Source organism: Microcoleus sp. D3_18_C2, from assembly GCF_036702395.1.
Taxonomy (GTDB): Bacteria; Cyanobacteriota; Cyanobacteriia; order Cyanobacteriales; family Microcoleaceae; genus Microcoleus.
This window is the reverse complement of record NZ_JAUBTG010000056.1, coordinates 1-25,755: the sequence shown is the minus strand read 5'-3', so window position 1 is coordinate 25,755 and position 25,755 is coordinate 1. Positions and strand designations below refer to the sequence as shown.

Sequence of the window (25,755 nt, the reverse complement as noted above, 5' to 3'; positions counted from 1 at the left end):
GCTGTGCGAGTAAGCGCGAGCGAAGCTATCGCCGTTAGGCGAATCGCGCCGTCCGATTTCGTTCAAATTTTGCGACTCGGTAGCTGAGAGGAAAGCGCTGTAGATCCGCCCAAGGAAAATTAATCTACAGCCCTTGACGGCGATCTGCCTAGCATCGCAATCAGCCCAAAGGCTGCCGAAATTCCAGCCCGCGCCGCCCGACAATTTATGTGTTTAGAAGCTAGAATCCCGATTATAAGGAGCTTATTGCTCGCATTGCCAGTGTTCAGCTTTAACGCGGGCGATCGCACTAATAATGAATAACTAATAATACATATAGCAACCCTAAATCATTCGCGTAATTATTGTAGGGGCAATCCCACGCCCAGTTGCCCCGATAGATAGGGGGTAGGCACTCTTAGCACTACCCCTACAAATTTACATGAATTATTTATGATTGCTATATCGATTGTCGATTATATGCAAGAATGATCGGGCAAGCACCGGGCTTGATTCCTACAAAATACCTGTATTATAACAATCCTTGCAGGAGTCGTATTTTTTTTACCCCACCCCAACCCTCCCTTACGAAGCGGAGGGGGTAAGAAATTCACAAATGATGCGAGGATTGGTATATACCCAACAAAAACTGCACCAAGCCCTATTAATAGGTTATTCCTAGTCAAATTCCCACTTATACCCTGTTATATTTATTTGATAAAAGTCGGTATTAATATCTAATTATAGCAAGAAACATGACTAAAAATTTATAATTTAAAATTTTTGATTAAAAAAATATCAGCGATAAATAATTATCAAAAACTGCTGGCAAAACAAACAATTTAAAAACTGGTTTTCCAAAATCAAGTAAAAAGAATGGGAAGAAAATGGTTGCGAACAGGTAAATAAAAAATTTTCGCCAAAAAACAATCTGCCCAAAAGCGACAAAATCGAGTATAATCGAGTATAATATATTATTTCTAAATTGAGGCTCAGTTCAGAAATACTGTTGAAAAACTAAATTTATTGAAATAGACAGGTGCACATTGAGGATTGAAGGCGTACCCAAATTGACTAAATATTTGCTGATCGGTTCCACAAAAGCTTACAGTGGCAAGTCTGCCATCGCCCTAGGGATGGCACTCGGACTCCGGGGAAAAGGACTGGCAGTCGCCTACGGCAAACCTCTGGGAACCTGTTTGAGCTCGCCCGGAGCTGGGATAGAGGACGAAGACGTGCGGTTCGCCGTAGAGACGCTGAATCTCTCAGAAAGTCAGATGCCGTCAACACTGCTGTATTTGGATGAAGAGACGGTTCACAAGCGTTTGCGGGGAGAAGACAAGACAGATTACCGCCAGTCTTTAGCGCAATATTTGCAAGCTCCCAGCGGAGACTTGGCGCTGTTAGAAGGCCCAGCTAATTTGGAGGAAGGCAGTCTGTTTGACTTGTCTTTGGCTCAAATCGCTGAGACAGTTGATGCCTCTGTGCTGTTGGTAGCTCGCCCGATCGATCTGTATATAGACGATTTGCTGTCGGCTAAACAGCGTTTGGGTTCGCGGTTGCTGGGCGTGGTACTCAATGACGTTCCCTCGGACAAACTCGAATCGGTAACGGCGACTGTGCGGCCTTTTCTGGAGGCTGCGGGTATTCCAGTTTTGGGAATGCTGCCGAGAAGTGCTTTGCTGCGAAGTGTCAGCGTCAAAGAATTGGTGCACCAATTAAAAGCTGATGTGCTGTGCCGTCGAGACCGTTTGGACTTGATGGTGGAAACCTTGACAATTGGCGCGATGAATGTTAGTTCGGCTATGAAGTATTTCCGCAAAGCGAGAAATATGGCGGTGGTGACGGGGGGCGATCGCACGGACATTCAGCTAGCTGCTCTGGAGAGCTCGACTCAGTGCTTAATTTTGACAGGCCACTTGCCTCCTTCTCCCCTAGTGATTGGCAGGGCAGAAGAAATGGAAATTCCGGTTTTGTCTGTTGATTTGGATACCTTAACCACGGTAGAAATTATCGACAGCACCTTTGGCAGCGTGCGCCTGCACGAACCGATCAAGGTGGAATGCGTTACTCAGCTAATGGCAGAACATTTTGACCTTGATGGCATGATGGCATCCTTGGGCCTGGGCGATCGAGTCCATTAAGAAGAGAGCCGGAGCTGAGAGAAGAAGGTATTCGGCAGAGAGAACTTTTTGTTTAAATAAATAAAAAGGTAAAATTCTTAAATTCTCAATTTTTCTTGAATTCTACCTTGATCTCTGGCTTCCTCAACTCTCCCGCTCCTCTAGTCTGATCCCGTAAATCAGCAATTCTTAACTTCTTTTTGGCGGCAATGGCTAGTGAGTCTGCTAAAATCCACAACGTAGTTTTATTTAATTTAATAAATTCTTTGAGTCAATCAATTGAGCTACCCAGAGTAGATGATTTTTTACAAGAACTTGCGGCGATCCAGCAAACCGGCTCCAAGCGGATTGCTCTTTTGGGTTCTCGCCACGTTCCTATTACCCACCAGCAGCTAATTGAGATGCTGAGCTACGCCATAGTTCTGGGAGGCAATCAGCTCATCACTTCTGGCGCTACAGGCACCAATTCAGCCGCAATTCGGGGGGCAATGCGAGCAGATCCTAATCTGCTGACGGTGATTTTGCCACAAAGCATGAGTCGCCAGCCTCGGGAGTCTCGCGACCAACTCGAACAAGTGATACATTTGGTAGAAAATCCCAAAAATGATAGCTTGTCTCTCCCGGAAGCAAGCGCCATGTGCAATCAGGAGATTATTTCTCGCTGCCAGCAACTGATATGTTTTGCTTTTCACGAAAGCCACACTTTGCTGAAAACTTGCCAGGATGCGGAGGAACAGCGCAAGGTGGTTACTCTGTTCTATTTTGATTGAACTGCGAGGCGGATGATGCTGTTGGGATTACCTGTGTCGGTTATTCTGCTTGATTGTATTGCTGCTGCGGCTGCGCTGGTGTACGCACCGTTTTTGGTGGTGGCGTTCGCCCGCTTGCAGCTAGGCTATGACCAAGCAGCCCCCCGCGCTATGTTTGAGAGGTTGCCTGCTTACGCTCAGCGGGCAACTTGGGCTCACCAAAATTCGTTTGAGACGTTTATGCTGTTTTCAGCGGCGGCTTTGATGGCTTTTGTGACGGGGGTAGATTCGGAACCGGCGGGTTGGGCTGCGATCGCTTTTACGATCGCCCGGTTGTTGTTTTCGGTTTTCTATATTCTCAATGTGCCACTGGGGCGATCGCTCATGTTTGCGATTAGTTCTTCTTGCACTGTTTCTTTATTCTATTTCAGTTTAATGGCTGTTAACGGCTAATTTTCAGTAGTCATTGGTTATTGGTTATTGGTTATTGGTTATTGGTTATTGGTTAGTTGTTAATGCCCAATGCCCTGTTTGGCCAATGCCCAATGCCCAATGCCCAATGCCCAATGCCCCATTACCAATTACTAATTTATGGCTGCTAGTTATTCCTTTGATATTGTCAGCGAGTTCGATCGGCAAGAATTAGTCAATGCTGTTGACCAAACTGTGCGGGAAATTCAAAGCCGCTACGATTTGAAAGATACAAAAACCACTCTAGAATTGGGCGCTGAAGCAATTACTGTCAATACGGACAGCGAATTTACTCTCGACGCAATTCACACTGTTTTGCAAACTAAAGCCGCCAAGCGCAATTTGTCTCTGAAAATTTTTGATTATGGGAAAATTGAAGCTGCTAGTGGTACTAGAGTACGCCAAGAAATCAAACTGAAAAAAGGGATTGACCAGGAAATTGCCAAGAAAATCACTAAATTAATTCGAGATGAGTTTAAAAAGATTCAAGGCTCGATTCAAGGTGATGCAGTGCGGGTTTCGGCTAAGGATAAGGATGAGTTGCAGTTGGTGATTCAACGCTTGAAGCAAGAAGACTATCCGATGGCTTTGCAGTTTACCAATTACAGGTAAATTTGATAGTTTATCGGGACTTCAGTCCTCATACGTGGTGACGAATCAGGACTTTAGTCCTGATTAGAAACAACTTTTTACCTACTTAATATTAAATATCTAAACCCGTGACAGTTAAGTCGGGAGGATGTTCGACAACAAACTGGTAATATAACTCTTGCTTTGCTTGCGGCGGCAGAGACATTATCCATTCTAGCAGTCCCATTTCACCTGCTACTATCTTCGGATTAGTGAGAGTCGATCGCACTTTAATTTGTTCATTGCGGCTGACTGGCAATTGCTCTTGTAGTGTCAGGTGTACCTGCACCTGCTGCAAGTTTGTCACATTTAAGCGATAAGCGTAACTCGTGCGCCTCTGCTGACCGATCAGTTTTTTATCTACTTGTCTTTCTACTAATTCCCGCTCTATTTTTAACCGTTCATCTATTCCTAAATTCAGTTTATATTCTTGGCCGGGGGAAACATTTTCTAACTGCAAACTGCCGACAAAAGTGTTATCGCGAAAGATATTTGCTTTACCGGGAAGCAGAGTTGCACCTGTCAGCGGATTCACAACAACTGCTTGCAAATAGGCAAAACTGACTAATCGCGGGACGGCTATATATTCAGGTTTAAACGGATAATTTTCGCCGAAAATAGTAACTTTGTGCGGTGTGCCGTCGCTGGGAATCTTGGTATTTCCGCCTACTTGAAATGAGACGGTGCCGCCTTCTTTCGATATTTGGGCTGTGGCGGTTTGAGCTTCTATGGGTTCGGGTGCTGCAGAAACACTAGGCTCAGTCATCATGGCTAATGCTACTTCGTTTGCACCTGATTTAGAATCGTATGATGCCATACTTCTTGTCATTCCCGCTCTGTGAAATTCTGCTGGAGGCGATTTTGAGCGAAGAATATCGATATACCAGGATTCTAATTTGGGGGGTAGCATTCCCATTCCGGGTTTTGCTGTAGATAAAGTCAGCGCTACTCCCGTCCAATCTTCGCCTGTATTTTGATTGACTTCGGCTAGGTAATTGAGATTAATTTGGTTGTTGTTAGTGTTGACTCGCAAGTCGTAAAGGGGAGTCCAACGGGCTCGCATGACTACATAGGAAACTTCTAGTTCAAAATTGCCGATGCCGCTGGGTTCAATGGCAACAATGATGTTAAAGCTTTGCTGAGAATGGGGAGTTTGTACTTGGCGCAACTGTTGCTGCAAAGCTTCTATTTGCTTGTCTAATTCGCGCTGCTGTTTTTCGTGTTGGGCGATCGCACTTATGTATTTTAGGTAATTAGTTCCTAAAAAGTTGAGCAATTCGCCAGTTTCGTTTAAACCTACCTGCTGTTTGGCGATGCTGCTGGAAAAGAATCCGACGCTTTTTTCGCTCAAACCTTCCACAAATTTGAGCTGAATTTTTCTGGCGGTTATTTTGTCGTTAATTCCCCGTCTTTGGGTTTGTAACTCCTGAATTTGTTGGGTTAATTCGGCGGTGCGATCGCCCACTGGTTCGCTGCTAAACACTGTTTCGGTTCGCACTCCCAGCAATCGCACTGCAACTGTACCCGCACCCGTGGCCCTGACTGACTCTGTGTCGAGGGTTGCGGGTACAGAGGCGATCGCCAATTCTCGCTCGTTTCCCGTCAGAGATACCGTACCGCGGCGCGTCACCAAAGCGCGATCGGTGTAAACTGTAACTTCGGATATGCTAGTATTTAGTGTTTTAATGGTATCAGAATTAAGTATTTCTGAGTCAGTCATTGCCAGTTGCTCCTATTTAATAACCGTTTAGTCGATCGAGCTATTTCAAAAGTAGTTGGTCGATTAATTTTCCCGATCGCCCATTCCTCTAGAAAATTCCTCAAGCGCATCCAAAGGCGAAGCAAACAAAATACAGCGCTTCAGCAAAGACAACTCTAACTCCGGCAGTATTTCGCTGCTAGCAATGCGATCGTAACCTTCCTCTCGCAGATGGTAAAGCTCTAGAGTGCCATCTTCCCAAAACCAGACTTCCGGGACTCCCATCAGTCGATATTTCTGAAGTTTAATCGGACTACCGCTAGTAATGACTACCTCAATACACAAATCGGGAACATCTTTATCTGTTCCGAAACAATAAGACAAATCTGCCTGATACTCGACTTTCCCCTCAACAATTTGACTGTAACTGCCACTCGGAAAAAATTGTATTCTATTAAATTGAAAAAAATTGCTCAGTAGCGCTGCAATCAGACATCTAATTGCCTCGTGAGGTTTACTGATTCCCACAATTTCTAGAACTCCATCACAATAAAATAAGCGTACATTCGGCACGTCTTCAAAACTAGCTTGAATTGCTTTGAATTGATGCCATGTCAAACCGCGCCAAGTAAAACGCTGTTCGGCCGCAGGAGAAATTGTTGGATTGTCTACAGTTTGAAGCATGATTTTTTTATTGATGTTCAAAATGGTAGCGGGGTGGGCGGGTTTACGAGATCGTTAGTTTTAGAACATTGATGGTTGCTCAAACCCGCCCCGTGGGTTAATTTTAGCTTAGTGGCTCGATTCCCGCCAAATCCAAAATTTGAGGAATTAAATCTTCTCGTTTGACGGCCATCATGTGAACTCCTTGACAAATCTGCCGCGCTAGCTTGACTTGTTCGGCAGCAATTTTTATGCCTTCCTGCAAGGGTTCTGGAGATTTTGCTAAACGATCGATCGTCTCTTGTGGGATGTGAACTCCCGGCACGTATTTTTTAATAAATTCAGCATTTTTAGCTGATTTAAACAAAAATATTCCTGCTAAAACTGGCTTGTTGCAGCCCGCAGCAATATTGTGCATAAACTTATCTAAAAGTTCAAAATCTGTTATTAATTGACTCTGAAAAAACTGTGCTCCAGCCTCTACTTTTTTCTCAAATCTACTTTGTAAACCAGACCAACTGGGGCATTGCGGATCGACGGCAGCACCGACAAATAAATCGGTAAATCCGTCTGTTAAAGGTTTGTCATTCCAGTCTTTGCCGCCATTCATTTTTTGAATGACTTGCAACAGTCGTACTGATTCCAAGTCGAATACACTTTTTGCTTTAGGATGGTCGCCCGCTTTGACGGGATCGCCTGTCAGTGCTAATACATTGCGTATGCCTAAAGCGTGGGCTCCCATGAGATCGGCTTGCAGGCCAATTTGATTGCGATCGCGACAAGCAACTTGACAAATTGGCTCAATTCCGTGCTGCACTAAAATTGCCGAAACTGCTAGGGGGCACATTCGCATCACTGCGCGACTCCCGTCGGTGATATTAATGGCGTGCACTCTGTTTTTGAGGCGTTGGGCCATTTGAATTGTGTGAGTCATGTCGCCACCTTTTGGCGGGGCCACTTCGGCGGTAATTATAAATTCTCCGGGGGTGGTGCAGGCTGTGCGAAAACGGTTCATGATTATTTTTCTGTTATTGGTTATTTGTTATTTGACAGTTGACAGTTGTTAGTTGACAGTTGGCAGTTGTTATTCTTAACCAGTAACCAATAACAACTAACCACAAACCACTAAACAGGTAAAGAATAACCGAAAGCTGTCTTAACCTTAGTTAGAGTTTGATTAGCAATAGCTTCTGCTTGTTCTCTTCCACGACGTAGTACAGACTCTAAATATCCCGGATCGTCGATTATTTCCTTGTATTTATCCTGAATTGGTTTGAGGGCATTAATTGTCGTCTCTGTCAGCAAGGGTTTAAAATCTCCCCAACCCATGTTTTCACATTCTGTGGCTACTTCTTCCTTAGATTTGCCGGAAAGCAGGAGATAAAGTGTCAGCAAATTTCTAGCTTCGGGGCGATCGGGGTCGTCAAAAGTCAAACCGCGCACGGCATCGGTTTTGCAGCGCTTGATTTTTTTAGCGATCGCATCTGGCGAATCCAATAAATTAATTCGACTTTGTTCGGAAGGGTCAGATTTCGACATTTTGCGCGTGCCATCTGTCAAACTCATCACCCTCGCACCGTCAGTCCGAATTAAGGGTTCGGGAAGTTTCAATACGGGCTTTTCGGGTGTGCCGAATTGGTGATTTAATCTGATGACAATATCGCGGGTGAGTTCCAAATGCTGTTTTTGGTCTTCTCCCACTGGCACTTTGTCGGCATCGTAAAGCAAAATGTCTGCTGCCATTAACACCGGATAATTTAGCAAACCAGCGTTGACATTTTCGCCTTGTTTAACTGCTTTTTCTTTAAACTGAATCATATCTTCGAGCCAGTTAATCGGCGTAATACAGTTGAGCAGCCATGCTAGTTCTGTGTGCGCCGAGACGTGGGATTGCACGAAAATAGTAGAATATTCTAAATCGATGCCGCAAGCTAAATAGAGTGCGGCGATCGTGTAAGTGTCGGAGGCTAGAGTTGCTGGATTGTGCGGTGCGGTAATGGCGTGCAAATCGACTACGCAGAAGTAATTTTCGTACTGACTTTGATTTTCTACCCAGTTGCGAATGGCACCGAGATAATTGCCGAGGTGAAGATTGCCGGTTGGCTGAACTCCTGAAAGAACGCGCTGTTTGCCCATGAGGAAAGAATAGAATTGAACTCACATTTCTATATTGACACGTTATTTCAATTTCAGAGCCACTAATTTTCTGGCGGTTGACTGCTGACTGCTGACTGCTGACTGTTGACTGACAACTAACAACTGACGACTGACAACTGACAACTGACTAATTACCAATCTGTCAGCAACCTTGCTTTCCGCAAAACAAATGTCAGAATAGTTTCTTCGCCGGTAATAATATCGGCTCTGCCTTCCATTCCCGATTGAATCGAATACTGGCGGGGGACATTAGCCTGGGGGTTGCCGAAGAATTGGCCGTTGGCGGATTTGAGTTTTGTTAAATAAGTTTGTTCGGGCTTAATTGCCACTTCGTAATAAGCTGTACCTAAATTATTAGTGGGATTTTGAGGGGCGATCGCATCTGGGGCGATTTCGCTGACAGTGCCTTTTAATGTGCCGTAATCGGGGAAAGGTAAAGCCGAAATCCTGATCTGTACGGGTTGACCGATTTGGATGCGGGCGATGTCTTGGGATGTCACCTTGGCTTTGACTACCAGGGGTACGTCGCTGGGGACGATTTGGGCGATCGCACTGCCGGCTTGTACGGTTTGACCAGTATTTCGTACTTCCAATCTGAGAATTGTACCATCCGTGGGCGTGCGGATCACGCTATTTTCGAGTTTTAACTCAATTTGATTTAGTTCTTTTTTAGCTTGAATTAATTGTTGTTGAATGGACGATCGCTTGACGAGCAAAACCCGCCGACTTCGGCCCAGTCTCTCGGCGACATCCGGCAGCGGTGTGGCGATTTTTACTAAAGCGGATTCGATTAATTCCTGTTGGGCGGAAGTTTCACTTTGGATGCTTTTAAATTGGGCGCTGGCCAAAATTTGATTTTCTAAGTCGCGAAGTTGCTGGTTGATTTGCTGTGCTGTGGTTTGAGACTGATTAATTATTTCTTGTAACTGCTGTTGTTGAGCGCCCAAACGCGAAGCATCTACAACTGCGATCGCATCTCCTTCTTGTACTCTCTGATTCTCGCTGACAGCAATGCTTTCGACGGTTCCTTCGGTGGCTGCTTGCACGACGCGCACTTCTCCGGCTGGACGGACGATCGCGTCTGCTTTGACTGTAGCGCTGTATTTGGTGACGCTAGCAAGGGCGATCGCCCCGCCAAAGGTCGCCACCATCAAAATGCCCCCCAAAGTCGTCCAGCGGCTGACAGGGGGCAAAAACTGGTCGTTATCAAAGGTTTCAGCGGGTGTGGCTTCGGGAGTCAGAGACATGGCGGCAAGGGGGAGAGGGGAATAGTTTGGAGTTTGGAGTTTTGAGTTGGGGAAGAGGGAGAGATCGCTGATTTCTTTTGTCACTTTTACTCTCACCTTTCCGGAAACCAAGAATAGGTTTAGAAGTCTAAATCAAAATTCACAGGGTAAAGGTAAAAATCCGCACAGCTTTGCCGTTCCCACCCACAAAGTTCGCCAAATATCAAGAGGAGTGAAGCCAGCGGGCTACTGTCATTCGATTTTAGATTTTAGATTTTAGATTTTGGATTGACTTGCGCGAGATAAATGCTCTTTCTTGAGGATTTTCGATTTGGGATTGATTGCACGGATAAATCACGTGGCGGGTATCACATGAAGAAATTCGCGGTCATGAAAATACGGCGTTTCCGCCATAACTTTTGGCGCTGTTACCGGGTTTTTACTGTATGCGTAGGTAGTAAGTAAGTACATAGGTATCAATAGGAGTTATTTATGCCAGAAAACCAACAAGGTTCACTCTTCATCGAACTAACCGATGGAGAATCTGCTACTGTCAACGGTGGCTGCATTACCAGCGGTGTTAGTAGCGCTAATAACAACAGCGAGACGGATAACAGCAGCAGCTATGGCCTGAATATGCTGTTTTTCCTGCCACCGCCTAGGCAGTTTTATCTGTACGATCCGAGCCGCGATCGCCCTTACCCAACCCTAGTGGTTTAGATAGCTGAGTCAAGTTGTGCGATCGAGTAAATTTTGAAATTTTATCAGTAGTATTCCGGAGGTCGTACAGAACCACAAGAAGTATTACTCAGTATTTACACTAGGGTCTAGAAATTAAATAATATTTCTAGTTTTCCTTCAATTTTATTAAGTTAAACGGAGTCCAATCATGAAAGAAACAAAGGACAATTCACTGTTTGCTGAACTTACATCTGAAGAATCAGCTAGCGTCAACGGCGGTCACTATTATGCCAATCGATACAATTGTCACCGGCAGCGGCGCAGTTGGGTCGTGTACCGCCGGAATTACGACGGTTCATACAGAAGAGTAGTCCGCTACGCCTACTACTAAAGTTTAGTGCTAGTCAATTCAGATTTATAACTGTGGAATCGAGAAAGCACCCATAACTTTATGGGTGCTTTTTGCTGATTGGGTAGTTGGTGATGAGTAATCTTCTTTATGCTCTACCATTATTCATTTTGCAAAATGTTAAAGAACATCCCTTTGATCGGCAAAGTGCCATTATTCGGACAAGTTAACAGGTTTAAGAAATATCAGGTTGTTCTCCAGCAGAGCGAAGAAGATTGCGGGGCGGCTTGTTTGGCTTCGATCGCGAAATTTTACGGACAAAATTTTACTATTAGCCGCTTGCGAGAATGTGCGGGCACCGACCAAAAAGGGACGAGTTTACTTGGCTTGAAACAAGGTGCTGAGGCGATCGGCTTTAATGCTCGATCGGTGCGAGCAGCCGCTGCAATTTTAGACAAGCTCGATGATGCCCCTCTACCGATGATTATTCACTGGAGCGGCTCTCACTGGGTTGTTTTGTACGGAAAACAGGGCAACCAATATGCGATCGGCGATCCGGCTGTTGGTATGCGCTATGTTTCCAAAGAAGAATTAGCAGCAGGTTGGACAGATTGGCTGTGCTTGCTAGTAGAACCCGATGCTGAGCGTTTTTTTGCGGCCGCAGAGGGCCAACCGCCCGCCAATTCCTTACAAAAATGGATGCGCCGGATTGGGATTTATCGCCCGATTTTAATGGAAGCATTTTTGCTGAATGTGGTGTTGGGTTTGCTGTCGATTTCTTCGCCTTTTCTAGTTCAAATGCTCACCGACGACATCCTGGTGCGGGGAGACAGACAACTCCTGGCAAGCGTGGCGATCGCAGTTATAGTTATGAACCTTTTTAGCAGCAGTTTAGGATTGGTACAATCGAACTTAATTGCTCAGTTTTCCCAGCGTTTAGAATTGGGATTGGTGATGGAATTCGCGCGCAAATTCCTGCGATTGCCTTTGAGTTTTTACGAAACTAGACGCAGTGGCGAAATTGTCAGTAGATTACAAGATATCCAAGAAATCAATAAATTAGTTTCTCAAGTCGCTATCAGCTTGCCTAGTCAATTTTTTATAGCTGTAGTTTCTTTTATTTTTATGTTATTTTACAGCAAGGAGCTGACGTTAGCCGCTACAGCTATAGCTCTGTTAATGACTGCCTCTACAGTGGTATTTCTGCCCGCATTGCAGCAAAAAACGCGCAGTTTATTGGTGTTGGAAGCCGAAACTCAAGGCGTTTTAGTAGAAACTTTTAAAGGCGCGCTGACGGTCAAAACTACTAGCAGCGGCCAGCAACTTTGGGAAGAATTTCAAACCCGCTTCGGTCGCTTAGCAAAGCTGACTTTCCGCACTACACAAATTGGCATTCTCAACAATATATTTTCGAGTTTTGTTGCCTCTGCTGGCAGCATTACTCTGCTGTGGCTTGGTAGCGGTTTAGTGATTGACAAGGTATTGAGTATCGGTCAGTTGCTAGCGTTTATTAGTATGAATCAAAACGTTACTAATTGGGTAAATTCGCTAGTAGGATTTACTGATGAAATGACTCGCGTGCAGACAGCAACTCAAAGGCTGTCGGAAGTGATCGATGCTGAACCGGAAACTAAAGACAATACGAATAAACCTTTTGTAACTATTCAAGACCGCGACGGTATTGTTTGCAAGAGTGTTAATTTTCACTACCCCGGCAGACTTGATTTGCTGGAAAATTTTTCTGTCACATTTCCCGGCGGTCAAGCAATTGCTTTAATCGGCCATTCCGGCTGCGGAAAAAGTACGCTAGCCAAAGTAATTGCTGGTCTGTACCCGCTGCAAGCTGGTAATATTAGAATAGGCGGTTACAACTTGCAGGATTTGTCTCTTGACAGTCTCAGACAGCAGGTAGTATTGGTTCCCCAAGAAGCGCATTTTTGGAGCCGTTCGATTCTAGAAAATTTTCGATTGGGCAGTCCAGATATCAGCTTTGAACAGATTGTGAAAGCGTGTAAAATTGCGGGCGCGGATGAATTTATTAGCCAATTGCCGGATAAATATCAAACTGTTTTAGGGGAGTTTGGAGCGAATATTTCTGGCGGACAAAGACAGAGATTGGCGATCGCCCGCGCCATTCTCAACAACCCACCCGTATTGATTTTAGACGAATCTACCGCAGGGCTTGACCCCGCAAGCGAAGCGGAAGTTTTAGAACAGTTGTTGATGTATCGGCACGGGAAAACGACGATTTTTATCAGTCACAGGCCGCGAGTGATCGATCGCGCCGATTGGATTATCATGTTAGAACGGGGTAGGTTGAAAATGCAAGGCTCGGCTGCAAAATTGCGATCGATTCCAGGAGACCATTTAGAGTTTTTGCATCCTTGAGCTAGTTAATAAAACAACAGGTTGAAATCTGTCCCTACACAAACAAAACCAGCCTCGGCGGTTTAACACCCAGTCAATCGATTTTAGATTTTAGATTTTAGATTAAAGAATTGAAGCATTGACCCCACCGATAAATTCGGGGGCTCCTTTATCGGATACAGGTTTTTTATTTCACCGGTCCTGAGTCTGCTTTCGGAATGAATCACGTGGCGGGTATCCTGGATGCTTTCGGTCAACACTCAGCAATCAACAGTCAACAATCATTTCGCTCGTGCAACCGGAATTGATATCACTCATGACTAATAACTTCTCTAAGGAATGAGAATTAAATAACTTCCACTCTTGAAAGTGGGATGGGCGTCCCGCCCGTCATGAGTGGACGGGCGGGACGCCCATCCCACAATAACAATTAAAATTGTAAGTTATTTAATTCGCGCTCCTAAGATTCTTGAGCCAAAGTACATCGATCGCACAATCCAAAAAACTCCAAAGTGTGATAATAAATCTTGAAAGAATGAGATTGTTGTAGTTGGCTTTCTAAGTGGTGGACGGGGCATTCGTCGATCGTAATGGACGCGCCACATTCCAGACAAGTTAGGTGGTGTTGGTCTTGGTGGGCGGCACCGTAGAGAGACTCGCCACTAGCGAGAGTTCTGACGTGAACGAACCCCTCTCGCTTTAAACCGTCGAGGGAACGGTAAACGGTTGCTAGGCCCATGCTTTGGTCGCTGTTACGCAGTTCTAAGTAGATATCTTGCGCTGAGAGCGATCGATTCAAGTGCTTGAGCAAGTGTAAAATACGCTCCTGACTGCGGGTGCGGTTGGTTCTCATAATTTTTTTGTGTAATCTGCTGGAATCACATCTGTCCCTGTTTCTAGGCTATCTTACTTGGGCGAACCAAATGGCGATCGGCGCGCAGCTCGGTTGTAGAATACAATGGGGCTAACTTTCACATCACCTACCGCAACATTCCCGTGACTCAGAAATATCTTGCCCAAATCTATGTTACCCTCCGCCCTTCTGTTTTAGATCCCGCCGGCACTGCCGTACAGTCTGGTTTGCAACACATGGGATACGACAATGTTGAGCGTGTGCGAATCGGGAAATACGTTGAATTGACGCTGACTGCTGCTGGTGAGTCCCAGGCCCGCGAACAACTCGATCGCGTTTGCGACCAACTTTTGGCCAATCCAGTGATTGAAAATTATCGCTTTGATTTGACTGAAATTCCTGTTGCTGTGGAGACAGCGGCGGCCTAAATTCGATCGCCCGTAGCTCTTCGATCCCCCCTAACCCCCCTTAATAAGGGGGGGACAAGAGGGTTCTGAAAGTCTTTGCTAAAAAGCGGGGACAAGAGCATTCACAGTCTTCGTTAAAAAGCGGGGATTCGGAACACTCAAAGTCCCCCTTCTTAAGGGGGATTTAGGGGGATCGAGACTTAGATACAAGCGAGAGAAACATAAGATTTCAGTCTTAAGTTTACACCTCTTCCCTCTTCCTTCTTCCCTCTTCCTTCTTCCTTCTTCCTTCTTCCTTCTTCCCTCTTCCTTCTTCCTTCTTCCTTCTTCCTTGAGCTTATGAAATTTGGAGTTATTGTTTTTCCGGGTTCAAATTGCGATCGCGATGTGGTGTGGGTGACTCAAGGGTTACTGCACCAACCAACTCGCATGATTTGGCACGAAGATACCGATATTTCGGATATTGATATCATTGTAATTCCCGGTGGTTTCAGTTACGGAGATTATTTGCGGTGCGGCGCGATCGCCCGTTTTTCTCCGGCGATGCGGGCTACGGCGGAACACGCTAAACAAGGAAAGCTTGTATTAGGCATCTGCAACGGTTTTCAGGTGTTGACTGAAGCTGGTTTGTTGCCCGGTGCTCTGGTGCGGAATGCGGGATTGAATTTTATTTGCGATCGCGCTTCTTTGAAAGTCGAACGCGGTAATACTCGTTGGACTGCGGCTTATACTACGGGTGAAATCATCGATTTGCCGATCGCCCACGGTGAAGGCAATTATTATGCTGATGCGGATACATTAGCAGAACTAGAAGAGCACGAGCAAGTGCTGTTTCGCTACTGCACAGAGGCGGGCAAAATTAGCGATGCTGGGAATCCCAACGGTTCGTTAAATAATATTGCCGGTATTTGCAATCGCCAAGGCAATGTATTAGGAATGATGCCGCATCCTGAGAGGGCTTCCGATCCGATGTTGGGCGAAACTGATGGGGTCAAATTGTTTCAAGGGTTGCTGATGGCTACTGTGGCGGCTGTTTTGTAGTTGATATTTACGACATTGTTGTAGATACCGTAGGGTGCGTCGCTCTTGTAGGGACACGGCATTGCTTTTGGAGGGACACGGCATTGCCGTGTCCCTACTTTTGAGGGACACTCGAAAATCTCGCAGCGACGCACCCTACAAAATTTAAAATGCTAAAATGATTTGAGAGTCAATACATCGGAGAACAGTCCTATGCCTTCACCTTTTCCTGGAATGGACCCCTACTTAGAACACCCCGATTTCTGGCAGGAAACTCACAATCGATTGATTATCGCGATCGCTGATACCATCATGCCTCAAATTCGGCCTAAATATGAGGTTGCAATCGACAAACGAATCTATGAAATTACCGATCCAAATGACAGTAACAGCGACTCCCTTTTAGTAGGTATCCCCGATGTCGCGATTAAGCGTCAATCTAATAACCCGAATATTCCTACAGGTTCAGTTGCCACTGTAAGTATAACACTTCCGACTACTGTTAAAGTGCCTGCTCCTGAAAAAATTAAACAGACTTACTTGGAAGTGCGAGAAATGGCAACGAAACAAGTTGTCACTGCAATTGAGATTCTTTCTCCTGTCAACAAACGTAGTGGAGAAGGAAGAATTACTTATCTGAAAAAACGCCAGAGTATTTTAGGTAGTTTAACCAATTTAGTCGAAATCGATTTACTACGAAAATGGGAATCTATGCCCATTCTTAATAATTCTATTCAAAGCGATTATCGGGTTTTGGTCAGTCCCAGTAATCGCCGTCCGTTTGCCGAACTTTATGCTTTTAATCTTCGCGATTCTCTACCTATATTTCCGCTTCCCTTGCGCGAGGAAGATGTAGAACCTATTGTTAACTTACCAGAATTATTTGCAGGTGTTTACGATCGCGCTGGCTATGATTATCGGATCGATTACGAGCGAGAACCCGTACCGTCTCTATCGGAAGAAGATCGGGTTTGGGCTACCCAACTTTTGCAAGAAAAAGAACTTCGAGATAATTAATTATATTTTACTTTATATCCTAGGGTTAGTCGCGATCGACAATCTCTAAATCAACTAGAAAATCTCCCAGCGACGCACCCTACAAATATCTCGCATCTTAGCTATGATAATTCACGCAATATTGTTTCTATCGTCACATCTGGCAGACCAAGCAACTGAGCGATTTTGCAGGGTTCGATACCTTGACTGTGCAACTTACAAACGACATCAGCTACATCAATTTCGAGCCGTTCGATCTGAGTTGTGAATCTGCTGGATTCAGTGGCGTATTCGTTGTTAGATTTGCTAGGCAAAGAAGGACAGGGGTTGAGATTGAGGGTGTGGACGTATTCGACGTATTGAATATAATCTCTGCCGAAGTTTGAGGTATTGCTAATATTTCTGCGATCGATCGCAGCTTTGAGATTGCCTTTTTGCATCTCTTCATTCATCACTGCGGAGAGACTTTTGAGTAGCTTGTAGCCGACTTCTCGGACATATTTTGTAGTGTAGCGGGTGTCGCGGGCGATCGCTTCGTAGGTTTTGCCATCATACATTCCCTGCAACACTAACTGCTGTAGCGTGTTGAGATGTTTACCTGTTTTTTCAAATATTAGACCATCGACCAATTTCAGCAATTCGTTATCGTCAGGGACGGCTTGCAACGGGCGATCGTCGTTGGGCTGCATGGGTTAAGTGAAGAAATATAAAGTTAAGGAAACTTCGGGCTTTTTCAGTCTTTTTCGGGCTTTTTCAGCCATGACATAGATGAGACAGGTGAGGTAGATTTCTTAAATCACCAACACAAAGCAACAGTATATGCCTGACAATTTAGCTTTGCTGGACAAGAACGATGACATATTGAACGGTAGCAGCGCCAAGAATCAAGCGGATTGCGGCTGTGGCTCGAAAAAAGCCACCACTCAAGAGACGGTATCGAATGCTCAGAATATCCAGAATATCTTTAGCTTGGGAAGCAACGATACGCTAGAAAGTTCGATCGCGCCAGACTTTTTGAATGGTAACACGGGAAAGGACTTTATCTCCGGTAGTGTTGATGGGGATATCGGGCGATCGGCTTCTCAAGTCAGCGATGGTCGGGCTTTTCGCTTATCTGAGAGTGGCGACCTGTTTACGGCGACACCCGATCTGTCAGGTCAGTATATCCAAGGTATCCTCGGCCTGGGGGGTAACGATACCCTAGAAGGCTCTGCCGCACAAGACTTTTTGAATGGTAACGCAGGAAACGACTTCATCTCCGGTCGTGCTGGTGACGATTTGCTCTCCGGCGGTGTCGGTGCGGATACGATCGCGGGCGACGAAGGCGATGACGCTATTAGCGGTAGCGAGGGCAACGACATATTGCGCGGTGGAACGGGCGTAGACGCTCTAAATGGCAATCAGGGAGACGACACGCTATTTGGCGACGAAGGTAACGATGTTTTGCGGGGCGGTCTTGGGAATGACCTTCTCAACGGTGAAACTGGTAACGATCTGCTCATAGGCGATTTTGGCATTGATACACTAACGGGTGGCTCTGGAAACGATGCCTTCGTGCTGCGCTCTAATACGGCTACGTCTGTCGTGAGCGAGGCAGACATTCTGACAGACTTTAATAAAAGCGAAGATTTCATTGGTATCGATCTCGATCTCACCGAGGCAGATTTAGTTCTCCAACCAACGGTCGCCAACAATCGATCGAGTACGATTATTCGTGTTGCTGCCACCAATTCAGTATTGGGAGTTGTTCAGGGAGCGGCACCTGACGATTTACGCGGTCGCTTCGTTAATCTGGATGCTAATCCCGCCCTCCCAGGAGAGACTGTTACCTATGAAGCACCAGTTGTCCGCAGTACCGGGCCGAATACCTATGATTTCATTTTGAACGGCAGCGATGGCAGTCAATATGTTGTCAATATTAAGCGATCAAGTGATGAAATCAGCGCTCGTGAGTTGCGCTACCAACCAGGTCCTCAAAGCAGTATGCCCGCTCACACCCTTACCATGAGTGCTGACGGTAAGCGCATTGAGAGTCAAATTCAAGGATCGACCAGCAAATCAATTTTCGATCGGCAAGATGACGGCTCGATTATTCTCAAGCAGCAAGATGCCAGCGGTCGTGAGGAAACAATCGATACCGTAGTCAACCCAAGTGGCACGCCCAATCAAATACCAACCACGCCGACAACCACATCAAATCAAAAAACACCCTGTGAACGTGGTGAGGAATTCTGTAACATTCTGGAAAAAAATGATGTCTCTGACAGACTTGCTCTAGCAGCTACGATCTCTACAGGAGTTGGTTTCGCAATAGCTCCAGTGTCATTAGGTGCTAGTGCACTAATAGGAGGATCGGTAGGTGGTGTTTTAGGAGCGCTTGCCCTTGGTGTGAAAGTGTTAGACCTTGCTTGCGTCGCCCTGTATGGTGAAGACAAAGATCTAGCAGAAGCAGTCTATGGTCAGATTCCTTTCAACAAACTACTTAAACCACTTAACGCTCTTCGTCCTCTGCAAGCAGGTGCATTAAAGGTAACACGACAAGCAGTTCGGTCTGCAATCAATAGCACGGTGGGTCGTCGGATAACCCAAAAAATAGGAGAAGGATATGTCAACGAGCTATTCGGCAAAGTAGAGGATTTCGCAAAAGATACTGCTTATAACTTTACCTCTGGGCTTTACAACAATGTTGCTAATATAACTGGAGCTAAGAGTGGCGAAATAATGAAGACGTTCAGAAAGAATCTGGGGCTAGACTTCTGCGATGAACCTTCGACTACTCCTGTAACGCCTCCACCAACACCATCCACTCCCTTCTTAAAAATAGAGGTAAAACCTTCTGCTATCCCTTATCAGGGGACTGCTAACCTGAATGTCAAATACTCGAATCCAGACAACAATAGCAGAAATATAGATATCACGGGTGCTGCTCAAAAAGGTCTTGGACTTAACAGTTTTCTAATTCCAGAAGATAAAAAAGGTCAAGGCGAGTTTAATTTCATTTTAACCAATATCGGCACAGAGCTAGGAGGGCCGGGTAGTGCAAGCCGGGAGGATTTATTAGAAGTTTCGATTGGGAATGGAGCGGGAGGAGAACTATTTGATACTGTTAATTATCGTCCACAATCATTCGATCTTCTAGGAGCTTCAGGTCCAAATGTTGACTTTTTACCTAATGTCTATACGGTTAGTTCTGTAGAGGGTTTGACACGGCGGCGATAATGGATATAGTCGGGCGGGCACGGGGGCACCGCCCCTACAGTCATCATTTGGAATTTCAGTGTGATGTGGAGTTGGTTTAAGGGCGATCGGATTTTTGGTTGATGGGCGATCAGATTTTTGGTTGATGGGCGATCGGGTTTTTTGTGGATGGGCGATCGAATTTGATTTGTTAGTCCCTTAGTTTTTCCGCGCCTGGGGCTAGTTGGTTCGTTGCCGAGTCCGCCAGGGGTTGAAACCCCTGTCTCATAGCGAAAGTCCTCTGAAAGAGGACTGAAGAGTTAGTTGATGTGTATCGGTTTCATGCGAATTTTCAGTCGGTTTCAACCGACTTTAGCTATGAGACGGGGGTTTCAACCCCCGGCGGGCTGTGTCACAAAGCAGACAAATTTTCACTCGGTTTCAGGGCGATCGAATTTGAGAGAAATGTGCGATCGGATTTTTGGTTTATGGGCGATCGACTTTTTGGGAAACGGGCGATCGAGTTTTTGGTTGATGGGCGATCGAATTTGAGAGAAATGTGCGATCGGGCAATAAGTTGTTCACCAATAAGTGATTAATGGAAACCCGATTAGTGCGATCGTTACTTGTTTCTCAGATTGTATCAGGTTCAAAAAGATTGTGAGTAAAATAAACGGGGTTTGCGTCAGTTGTTTTTGTAATTGAGCCTGGTAAAATGTTGGTAAAATATTTTTTGGGATAGGCAATCGTGTAATAATTCTGCTGCCTATCTTTTTTAACCACAACACAAATCAATCCTTATCCAGTCTGGATTTGGGGCGGGTTGTCACCCCCCAGCACACTAACAATCCTATTTTTTAATAGTCGCTTGCAAATAAAGCAGCGGGTCTTCAGCAACCCAACCCAAACCCGAATTGTACCGAACTTCAAAATGCAAATGAGATGGCGGAATGTCCCGTTTTCCCGTCGTCCCGACAGTTCCCAAAACTTCTCCAGACTCCACTTTTTGACCGACTTTGACCGCAATATCTTTCAAATGAGCGTAGCGCGTTTGCTTCCCCGCTTCATGGTTCACCACCACTAAATTCCCGTAATCCCCCTGCGGCCCGGCAAAGGCGACAGTCCCCTCGCCTGCAGCCAAAACCTGCGTACCCTCCGACGCCAAAAAATCTACGCCGCTGTGGAAAAAAAATTCGCGCCGCGCCGGATGCAATTGCCGCCCGTAACGCAAAGCTGCTACTGCTGGGGCAGGCAGCGGAAATCCTTGCACCGATGGCGTTGCATCGGGATTGATAGAAGGCCCGATCGACCTATTCACCGCAGGCACAAACACCGTTTTCCCCAACGGCCTGCACCCGTTCGCCTCAAATAGCAAATCTGCGGGCACTTTGTAAGCTTCTGCCAGTTTTTGCCAATTCGAGCCTGCAGGCACTTCTACCTCGATGCCACTGTACGGAGGAATGATGATCGCACTTCCAGCAGATACTCCACCGCCCCGCAACGTCGGATTTATCCCGATCAGCGCCGCAGGAATCACATTGTACTGCCGCGCGATGCTTTCTATTGTCTCGCCCTGGGCCACAGTGTGGCGACGCAACCGAGACATAGCCGGACTCGGGCAATCGCGGGCGGGGTCGGGGTTTTCTACAGGTGTACCTAAAGGAAGATTTGCAGGTGGGATTTCGGTATTTGCCGCCGTTTTCTCAACGGGTGCGATCGACCAAATTAGTGCAAAAATCAGCGGAAATAAGCGTTTAAAAGTCATTATGTACATAAAAAAGTATTCATTTCGGACAGTTGACAATTTTAAAATCCTGTAAAATTGCATATTTACAAGCTCTAGCCACCCCCCAGACTGTAAATCCCAGGCTAAGCCAAGTTAGGATGAGAATTATTAGTTTGATTCGCTCTTGGCAAATCCGGCAAAATTGCCTGTGATGCCGATGGGCGCCTGCCTGTTAACAGCTATGTTCTTGAGGAAGCGGTACGCCCCGCCCCGCTTCCTTCCCGTCGCCAAGACAAAAATGCTTGATTCGGAACCTGTCTGCGGGGATGAGGTATTTAGCGGGAGTTATTAAATGAGTTTATCTTTTAAGCAAGCGACCCTTTATGTGACTCTGCTGTCAATCGGCGGAGGTATGGGATGGTTGGGAAATCGCTATCTGCAAGGCTCAAACAATCTGGAAACCGGATTGGTTTTGCCAGTAGTACGCCAGCAAATCCCCCCGTATCCCTCTCCTTCAGTTCAGGAAAATCGGGCAGTCGATCGCAGCAATCCCAATTTTATTGCTGAAGCAGCGGAAAAAGTCGGCCCGGCTGTAGTGCGGATTGACGCATCAAGCAAGGTGGCGAATCAAGTGCCGGAAGCATTCAAAAATCCTTTGTTTCGTCGGTTTTTTGGGGAGAATTTGCCACAGCCGGAAGAACGAGTCAAGAGAGGTACCGGTTCCGGGTTTATTCTCACTTCTGACGGCCGCATCGTTACTAATGCTCACGTTGTCTCCGGGACTGATACTGTTAAGGTGACGCTCAAAGACGGCCGCGAGTTTGAGGGTAAGGTGCAGGGAGTCGATCCGCTGACGGATGTGGCTGTGGTTAAGATTAATGCTAAGGAACTGCCGCAGGTGGCTTTGGGTCGATCGGACAATATTGTACCGGGACAGTGGGCGATCGCGATCGGCAATCCTTTAGGTCTCGACAATACCGTGACTGTGGGCATTATCAGCGCTACGGGTCGATCGAGTTCCCAAGTCGGCATCCCCGACAAGCGAGTCCGCTTCATCCAAACCGATGCTGCCATCAACCCCGGCAATTCTGGTGGCCCGCTGCTGAATGACCAAGGCGAAGTAATTGGCATCAATACCGCTATCCGCGCGGACGCTCAAGGCTTGGGATTTGCAATTCCGATCGAAACCGCCAAACGAGTTTCCGATCAGCTATTCGCCAAAGGTAAAGCCGAACATCCCTATCTCGGCATTCAAATGGTCAGCTTGACTGCCGCCACCAAGGCAGAACTCAACAAACAGCTCGATAATAATAAAATTACCCTCGATCAAGGCGTAGCCGTGGCGCGAGTCGTGGAAAATTCCCCCGCTCAAAAAGCAGACTTGCGTCCCGGAGATGTCATTCAAAAAGTTGACGGAATTGCGGTTAACACTCCCGGTGACGTGCAAGAACGGGTGGAAAACACGGTTGTGGGCAAAGAACTCGAACTGGAAATTAACCGTTTGGGTCAAGTTCAGAATATTAAAGTACGTCCGGGTGCTTTTCCCCTATCGGGTAGCTCCGCCGGTGGGTAATACCATTTTCGATTTTCGATTTTCGATTTTCGATTTTCGATTAAATAATTAAGAATGACTTACTGCATAAGGATTTGGAGCTTATCAGCAGTTGCATTCTTTTTTTAAATTGGTATTAGTTGCAAGGGTGGAGGATGGAAGATGAATCTGATGCTTTATAGTCCTAGAAGCAGTAACCGGGTTTTTTTACCAAAATCCTCGGTGTAGCGCGAGGGATAGCCGGTTAACAGCCCGGTTTCTTAATTCCCTGTGCCTCCATGATTCAGGATTATGGATTTTTCTGAACAACTTTCATCTTTCTTGCTTCCCCAACCCGTTGATTTTTTTACTTGTCTTTGGGTGAGTTTGGTTTAATCGAGCTGGTGCTTGCTAAATTTTCTTCTAGGTGCATCCTTTGCTCCATTTGCCTCAAAAAATAGCCTGTCATCATCGCTGAAGCTAGCAAACCTGCTAAGTTTTCGCGATCCGTGGTAATTTCGACGTTAAAATTTTCGGAAGGCAAAACGCCGACAAGTCCTTGAACGTTATGAGAGATTATTTCTCTGATGTCGGGGCTCACAGACTTGGCGACGCGGGCTAGAACCTCCGGGGATTGGTGTTGGAGGTACTTCAGCAGTGGATTGACTGCGGTTTGTTGGGCATTGGATGTGTCAAAGTCAGGGTGAAAAACCATTTGGCGATTCTTAATTTCTGGCTGGTTACATTCTACTTCAAACTACTCGTCATTGCTTGGGTACAAATTTGCCTGAAAGTCAAGTTGCAATTGTTTTGGCAGTTGGTCTACTTGAAAGTACCGATGAAATTTCTCGGTAACTTGTAACCAATATGACCGCCCCTCACTCGGTCGCCGTTTGCGGACGAAACCCATCTCTACAAGTTCCTGCACTTGTTGGTAAGCGCCTGAACCTCGCAAGTTAACTAAGTCTGGCTGAGCGATGCCGCCTTTGAGGGCGATCGCAGCCAGCGTTCGCAAAGCTCCCACACCTAATTCTGGAGGTATTAAAGTTTGCATTAAACTGGCAAACTCTTCTCTGAGTTGCAGGCTGTATCCTGTGGGGGTTTCGACGACTTCTAATGCACTGTCGCGGTGGGACGAGTCAGACATGAGTTCGATGATGGCGTCTTCGGCTTCGGCTCGATCGCACTTGGCAATCTCGGCAATTTCTGCGATCGACACTGGCTGACCTTTTAGGTAAAGTATGGCTTCTATTGTTGTGGCTAAGCGAGTCATTTGGGAATTAGTAACGAGGAATTGGGAGGTTGAAAGAAGAAGGAATAAGCAAAAAAGAAGAAGGAATCAGGAAAACAACAGTTATCCGTATTTCCGTAACTTCCGTGTCGTGAAGAATGAGAGTTAGGAATAAACATTCCCCTTACACAAATTATTAATAGTGTAGGTTAGGTTGAGAAACAAAACCTACACTATTAATTTTCTTTTTTTATATCAATCCGAGACGCAGGAATATATAACGTTTCTAGCTCTCCTGAGCTTATGGTAAAATATATCAACCAATACAGATGACGGGGCTAGAACCGATTTTTGGTAAAAAAATATGGGGTCAGTCTTGTTAAGAAGCCCCATCAGTTAAAAATGTTACCTCAATCATACCAAATTTGTTTCCAACAGCAGCTCAAAAACACCGAATACTTGACTGTGACTATTTGAGTTTTTCTGCTCCCAACCCATAAACAAGTGAGTATGGAGTTATTGGCGAAATTGATGCCATACCCAATCATGTTTGAGAGCCGACGACGTTCTATTCAACGGTTTCTCAAGCTACCTATCCTCAAGATTGAAAAGCTTTGGTTTCCTGTGCTTAAATATATCTGGAGAACTCAATTTAAAAAGAAACAAGAGTTGAATGTCGCCATTGATAGAACGCAGTGGCGAGATAAAATATGTTGATGATTAGCCTGATTGGGGACAAGAGAGCTTTACCGTTGTAGTAGCAGATATTGCCTTCGCTGTGGCTGTAGCAACATCCGAGAACAACAAAGCTTAATCTGCCCCATTCTTGGTCTGCTAAAAAAATATAAAATGGTCCTTTTAGGAAACGCCTGAATTTGCGATCGTTAAGCTGGCAAGTGGGCTGTGTGAAAAGAACATAAGGTGTGTTTTGAGAGTAAAACAGGGACGCTATATTCAAGAAGAAGGAGAAGAATTTAAGCGGTTGAGTGAGGGTGGTTTAGTCGCAGGTACGAGCTTTTATGTGACAGGAGTTAAAATCAGCAGCAAGGATTGGGCTGTTTTGATGTCGCTGGTTATGGGCAACGAAAATATCGAAATAGTGGCGAAGATGAAGACTGGTATTGACTCACCAATATCGCCAAATTGAAACAAGCTGTAACAGCGTTTAAATGTCGCAGTGGTATCGAAGCAATGTTTAAGGACTGTAAAACAGGAGGCTATAATCTTGAAAAAAGTTACCCTTGTGACGACCGCCTCAAAACTTTCTCAAAACTTTAATATTATAAAACTTTAATATTTTTAATAGCTTTAGCTTAGAGTTGCTGATAGTTGTGCGATTTTACAAGGACACAAGCTCAAGCTTATGGGAATTCCGAAATAGATCGGTAGCCTTACGGTCGTCGAGGCGATCGCAACGCCGTCATAGTAGCTTTTGAATGATTATACGGTAAATCGTGGGCGCAGCGAAGCGGAGGGAGTAGGGAGGGAGCTTTGCCATGCACCTATTGCGGAATTGATGAAAATTAGACGCAATCAGCTCCTATTCCCTCAGATTAGCAACCCGGAGTTTTAACAACGGAAAAAGGAATAGTATCCCAGTGATCCCACTGCGTCTTTGTAGAGACGGAAAAAAAATAAGGGTAAAAAACCCTGAAGACTGCAGAGAATTAAGTCATCATCATCACCATGTAGAAAGAGAGGTCAAGCCCTCGGTCTATTA

The 25,755-nt window shown here is 45.7% G+C and carries 24 protein-coding genes; 14 read left to right on the top strand and 10 right to left on the bottom strand.

All coding sequences use genetic code 11. The annotated features are described in order from the left end of the window. Nucleotides 1-1,025: 1,025 nt before the first annotated feature. From QUA88_RS24330 to QUA88_RS24315, 4 genes are all read left to right on the top strand, one after another. Nucleotides 1,026-2,123, top strand: coding sequence for a phosphotransacetylase family protein (locus QUA88_RS24330; RefSeq protein WP_333055465.1), 1,098 nt, complete (start codon nt 1,026-1,028; stop codon nt 2,121-2,123). A 245-nt stretch (nt 2,124-2,368) separates the two neighbouring features. Then, the gene (locus QUA88_RS24325; protein ID WP_190744281.1) at nt 2,369-2,872 is read left to right on the top strand and encodes a DNA recombination-mediator protein A; all 504 of its coding nucleotides are present in this window, start codon (nt 2,369-2,371) and stop codon (nt 2,870-2,872) included. Nucleotides 2,873-2,887: 15 nt separating this feature from the next. Beyond that, the gene (locus tag QUA88_RS24320; RefSeq protein WP_333055489.1) at nt 2,888-3,304 is read left to right on the top strand and encodes an MAPEG family protein; all 417 of its coding nucleotides are present in this window, start codon (nt 2,888-2,890) and stop codon (nt 3,302-3,304) included. A 138-nt stretch (nt 3,305-3,442) separates the two neighbouring features. Then, complete coding sequence (locus QUA88_RS24315; protein WP_333208994.1) at nt 3,443-3,934, top strand: YajQ family cyclic di-GMP-binding protein; 492 nt, start codon at nt 3,443-3,445, stop codon at nt 3,932-3,934. A 91-nt stretch (nt 3,935-4,025) separates the two neighbouring features. Here the strand turns inward: QUA88_RS24315 and QUA88_RS24310 are convergent, their stop codons facing one another. From QUA88_RS24310 to QUA88_RS24290, 5 genes are all read right to left on the bottom strand, one after another. Further along, nucleotides 4,026-5,672 carry a mucoidy inhibitor MuiA family protein gene (locus QUA88_RS24310; RefSeq protein ID WP_333208992.1) on the bottom strand — a complete coding sequence of 549 codons (1,647 nt, stop codon included), beginning with the start codon at nt 5,670-5,672 and terminating at the stop codon, nt 4,026-4,028. 63 nt (nt 5,673-5,735) lie between these two features. Continuing rightward, on the bottom strand, nt 5,736-6,335 hold the full coding sequence (locus tag QUA88_RS24305) for a Uma2 family endonuclease (protein ID WP_333263609.1): 600 nt from the start codon (nt 6,333-6,335) through the stop codon (nt 5,736-5,738). Between the two features lie 103 nt (nt 6,336-6,438). Then, nucleotides 6,439-7,329, bottom strand: a complete 891-nt coding sequence (locus QUA88_RS24300) for a methylenetetrahydrofolate reductase (protein WP_333263606.1) — start codon at nt 7,327-7,329, stop codon at nt 6,439-6,441. Between the two features lie 110 nt (nt 7,330-7,439). Beyond that, nucleotides 7,440-8,450 (bottom strand): tryptophan--tRNA ligase, encoded by a 1,011-nt coding sequence (gene trpS, locus QUA88_RS24295; RefSeq protein WP_333234038.1) that lies wholly within the window; start codon nt 8,448-8,450, stop codon nt 7,440-7,442. A gap of 152 nt (nt 8,451-8,602) precedes the next feature. Further along, on the bottom strand, nt 8,603-9,802 hold the full coding sequence (locus QUA88_RS24290) for an HlyD family efflux transporter periplasmic adaptor subunit (protein ID WP_333055471.1): 1,200 nt from the start codon (nt 9,800-9,802) through the stop codon (nt 8,603-8,605). Nucleotides 9,803-10,189: 387 nt separating this feature from the next. On the opposite strand from QUA88_RS24290, the gene QUA88_RS24285 reads away from it, so the two are divergent. The 3 genes from QUA88_RS24285 (at nt 10,190) to QUA88_RS24275 (ending at nt 13,115) form a co-directional block, all read left to right on the top strand. Beyond that, nucleotides 10,190-10,417 carry a secretion protein HlyD gene (locus QUA88_RS24285; RefSeq protein ID WP_333055472.1) on the top strand — a complete coding sequence of 76 codons (228 nt, stop codon included), beginning with the start codon at nt 10,190-10,192 and terminating at the stop codon, nt 10,415-10,417. A 169-nt stretch (nt 10,418-10,586) separates the two neighbouring features. Continuing rightward, the gene (locus QUA88_RS24280) at nt 10,587-10,769 is read left to right on the top strand and encodes a hypothetical protein (RefSeq protein ID WP_333055473.1); all 183 of its coding nucleotides are present in this window, start codon (nt 10,587-10,589) and stop codon (nt 10,767-10,769) included. Nucleotides 10,770-10,904: 135 nt separating this feature from the next. Beyond that, nucleotides 10,905-13,115: a peptidase domain-containing ABC transporter gene (locus tag QUA88_RS24275; RefSeq protein WP_333263603.1), complete on the top strand. Its 2,211-nt coding sequence runs from the start codon at nt 10,905-10,907 to the stop codon at nt 13,113-13,115. Between the two features lie 439 nt (nt 13,116-13,554). Here QUA88_RS24275 and QUA88_RS24270 read toward each other — a convergent pair whose 3' ends face one another. After that, nucleotides 13,555-13,947, bottom strand: a complete 393-nt coding sequence (locus tag QUA88_RS24270) for a Fur family transcriptional regulator (protein WP_333055475.1) — start codon at nt 13,945-13,947, stop codon at nt 13,555-13,557. Nucleotides 13,948-14,090: 143 nt separating this feature from the next. On the opposite strand from QUA88_RS24270, the gene purS reads away from it, so the two are divergent. From purS to QUA88_RS24255, 3 genes are all read left to right on the top strand, one after another. Further along, complete coding sequence (purS, locus tag QUA88_RS24265; protein WP_333055476.1) at nt 14,091-14,375, top strand: phosphoribosylformylglycinamidine synthase subunit PurS; 285 nt, start codon at nt 14,091-14,093, stop codon at nt 14,373-14,375. 318 nt (nt 14,376-14,693) lie between these two features. Beyond that, on the top strand, nt 14,694-15,395 hold the full coding sequence (purQ, locus tag QUA88_RS24260) for a phosphoribosylformylglycinamidine synthase subunit PurQ (RefSeq protein WP_333055477.1): 702 nt from the start codon (nt 14,694-14,696) through the stop codon (nt 15,393-15,395). 192 nt (nt 15,396-15,587) lie between these two features. Continuing rightward, a complete protein-coding gene (locus tag QUA88_RS24255; RefSeq protein WP_333055478.1) occupies nt 15,588-16,391 on the top strand; it encodes a DUF4058 family protein in 804 nt (267 codons plus the stop codon). Between the two features lie 101 nt (nt 16,392-16,492). Here the strand turns inward: QUA88_RS24255 and QUA88_RS24250 are convergent, their stop codons facing one another. Then, complete coding sequence (locus QUA88_RS24250) at nt 16,493-17,059, bottom strand: hypothetical protein (RefSeq protein WP_333055479.1); 567 nt, start codon at nt 17,057-17,059, stop codon at nt 16,493-16,495. Nucleotides 17,060-17,189: 130 nt separating this feature from the next. Between QUA88_RS24250 and QUA88_RS24245 the strand changes: the two genes are divergently transcribed. Beyond that, complete coding sequence (locus tag QUA88_RS24245) at nt 17,190-19,589, top strand: calcium-binding protein (protein ID WP_333055480.1); 2,400 nt, start codon at nt 17,190-17,192, stop codon at nt 19,587-19,589. Nucleotides 19,590-19,925: 336 nt separating this feature from the next. Next, entirely contained in the window at nt 19,926-20,099 is a 174-nt protein-coding gene (locus QUA88_RS24240; protein ID WP_333208985.1) for a hypothetical protein, read from the top strand. 298 nt (nt 20,100-20,397) lie between these two features. Here QUA88_RS24240 and QUA88_RS24235 read toward each other — a convergent pair whose 3' ends face one another. After that, nucleotides 20,398-21,312 carry a M23 family metallopeptidase gene (locus tag QUA88_RS24235; RefSeq protein WP_333274252.1) on the bottom strand — a complete coding sequence of 305 codons (915 nt, stop codon included), beginning with the start codon at nt 21,310-21,312 and terminating at the stop codon, nt 20,398-20,400. A gap of 313 nt (nt 21,313-21,625) precedes the next feature. On the opposite strand from QUA88_RS24235, the gene QUA88_RS24230 reads away from it, so the two are divergent. After that, complete coding sequence (locus QUA88_RS24230) at nt 21,626-22,846, top strand: HhoA/HhoB/HtrA family serine endopeptidase (protein WP_333055483.1); 1,221 nt, start codon at nt 21,626-21,628, stop codon at nt 22,844-22,846. A 325-nt stretch (nt 22,847-23,171) separates the two neighbouring features. On the opposite strand, the gene QUA88_RS24225 is transcribed toward QUA88_RS24230, so the two are convergent. After that, nucleotides 23,172-23,519: a DUF760 domain-containing protein gene (locus QUA88_RS24225; RefSeq protein ID WP_015177249.1), complete on the bottom strand. Its 348-nt coding sequence runs from the start codon at nt 23,517-23,519 to the stop codon at nt 23,172-23,174. 42 nt (nt 23,520-23,561) lie between these two features. After that, complete coding sequence (gene scpB / locus QUA88_RS24220) at nt 23,562-24,077, bottom strand: SMC-Scp complex subunit ScpB (protein ID WP_333055484.1); 516 nt, start codon at nt 24,075-24,077, stop codon at nt 23,562-23,564. 886 nt (nt 24,078-24,963) lie between these two features. On the opposite strand from scpB, the gene QUA88_RS24215 reads away from it, so the two are divergent. Further along, nucleotides 24,964-25,182, top strand: a complete 219-nt coding sequence (locus QUA88_RS24215; RefSeq protein ID WP_333055486.1) for a hypothetical protein — start codon at nt 24,964-24,966, stop codon at nt 25,180-25,182. The last annotated feature ends 573 nt before the right edge of the window (nt 25,183-25,755 follow it).

Coding starts and splice junctions, on each gene's coding strand:
- QUA88_RS24320 (WP_333055489.1), top strand. CDS start 2,888: ATGCTGTTGGGATTACCTGTGTCGGTTATTCTGCTTGATTGTATTGCT.
- QUA88_RS24315 (WP_333208994.1), top strand. CDS start 3,443: ATGGCTGCTAGTTATTCCTTTGATATTGTCAGCGAGTTCGATCGGCAA.
- QUA88_RS24310 (WP_333208992.1), bottom strand. CDS start 5,672: ATGACTGACTCAGAAATACTTAATTCTGATACCATTAAAACACTAAAT.
- QUA88_RS24305 (WP_333263609.1), bottom strand. CDS start 6,335: ATGCTTCAAACTGTAGACAATCCAACAATTTCTCCTGCGGCCGAACAG.
- QUA88_RS24300 (WP_333263606.1), bottom strand. CDS start 7,329: ATGAACCGTTTTCGCACAGCCTGCACCACCCCCGGAGAATTTATAATT.
- trpS (WP_333234038.1), bottom strand. CDS start 8,450: ATGGGCAAACAGCGCGTTCTTTCAGGAGTTCAGCCAACCGGCAATCTT.
- QUA88_RS24285 (WP_333055472.1), top strand. CDS start 10,190: ATGCCAGAAAACCAACAAGGTTCACTCTTCATCGAACTAACCGATGGA.
- QUA88_RS24280 (WP_333055473.1), top strand. CDS start 10,587: ATGAAAGAAACAAAGGACAATTCACTGTTTGCTGAACTTACATCTGAA.
- QUA88_RS24275 (WP_333263603.1), top strand. CDS start 10,905: ATGTTAAAGAACATCCCTTTGATCGGCAAAGTGCCATTATTCGGACAA.
- QUA88_RS24270 (WP_333055475.1), bottom strand. CDS start 13,947: ATGAGAACCAACCGCACCCGCAGTCAGGAGCGTATTTTACACTTGCTC.
- purQ (WP_333055477.1), top strand. CDS start 14,694: ATGAAATTTGGAGTTATTGTTTTTCCGGGTTCAAATTGCGATCGCGAT.
- QUA88_RS24255 (WP_333055478.1), top strand. CDS start 15,588: ATGCCTTCACCTTTTCCTGGAATGGACCCCTACTTAGAACACCCCGAT.
- QUA88_RS24250 (WP_333055479.1), bottom strand. CDS start 17,059: ATGCAGCCCAACGACGATCGCCCGTTGCAAGCCGTCCCTGACGATAAC.
- QUA88_RS24245 (WP_333055480.1), top strand. CDS start 17,190: ATGCCTGACAATTTAGCTTTGCTGGACAAGAACGATGACATATTGAAC.
- QUA88_RS24240 (WP_333208985.1), top strand. CDS start 19,926: ATGAGACGGGGGTTTCAACCCCCGGCGGGCTGTGTCACAAAGCAGACA.
- QUA88_RS24235 (WP_333274252.1), bottom strand. CDS start 21,312: ATGACTTTTAAACGCTTATTTCCGCTGATTTTTGCACTAATTTGGTCG.
- QUA88_RS24230 (WP_333055483.1), top strand. CDS start 21,626: ATGAGTTTATCTTTTAAGCAAGCGACCCTTTATGTGACTCTGCTGTCA.
- QUA88_RS24225 (WP_015177249.1), bottom strand. CDS start 23,519: ATGGTTTTTCACCCTGACTTTGACACATCCAATGCCCAACAAACCGCA.
- scpB (WP_333055484.1), bottom strand. CDS start 24,077: ATGACTCGCTTAGCCACAACAATAGAAGCCATACTTTACCTAAAAGGT.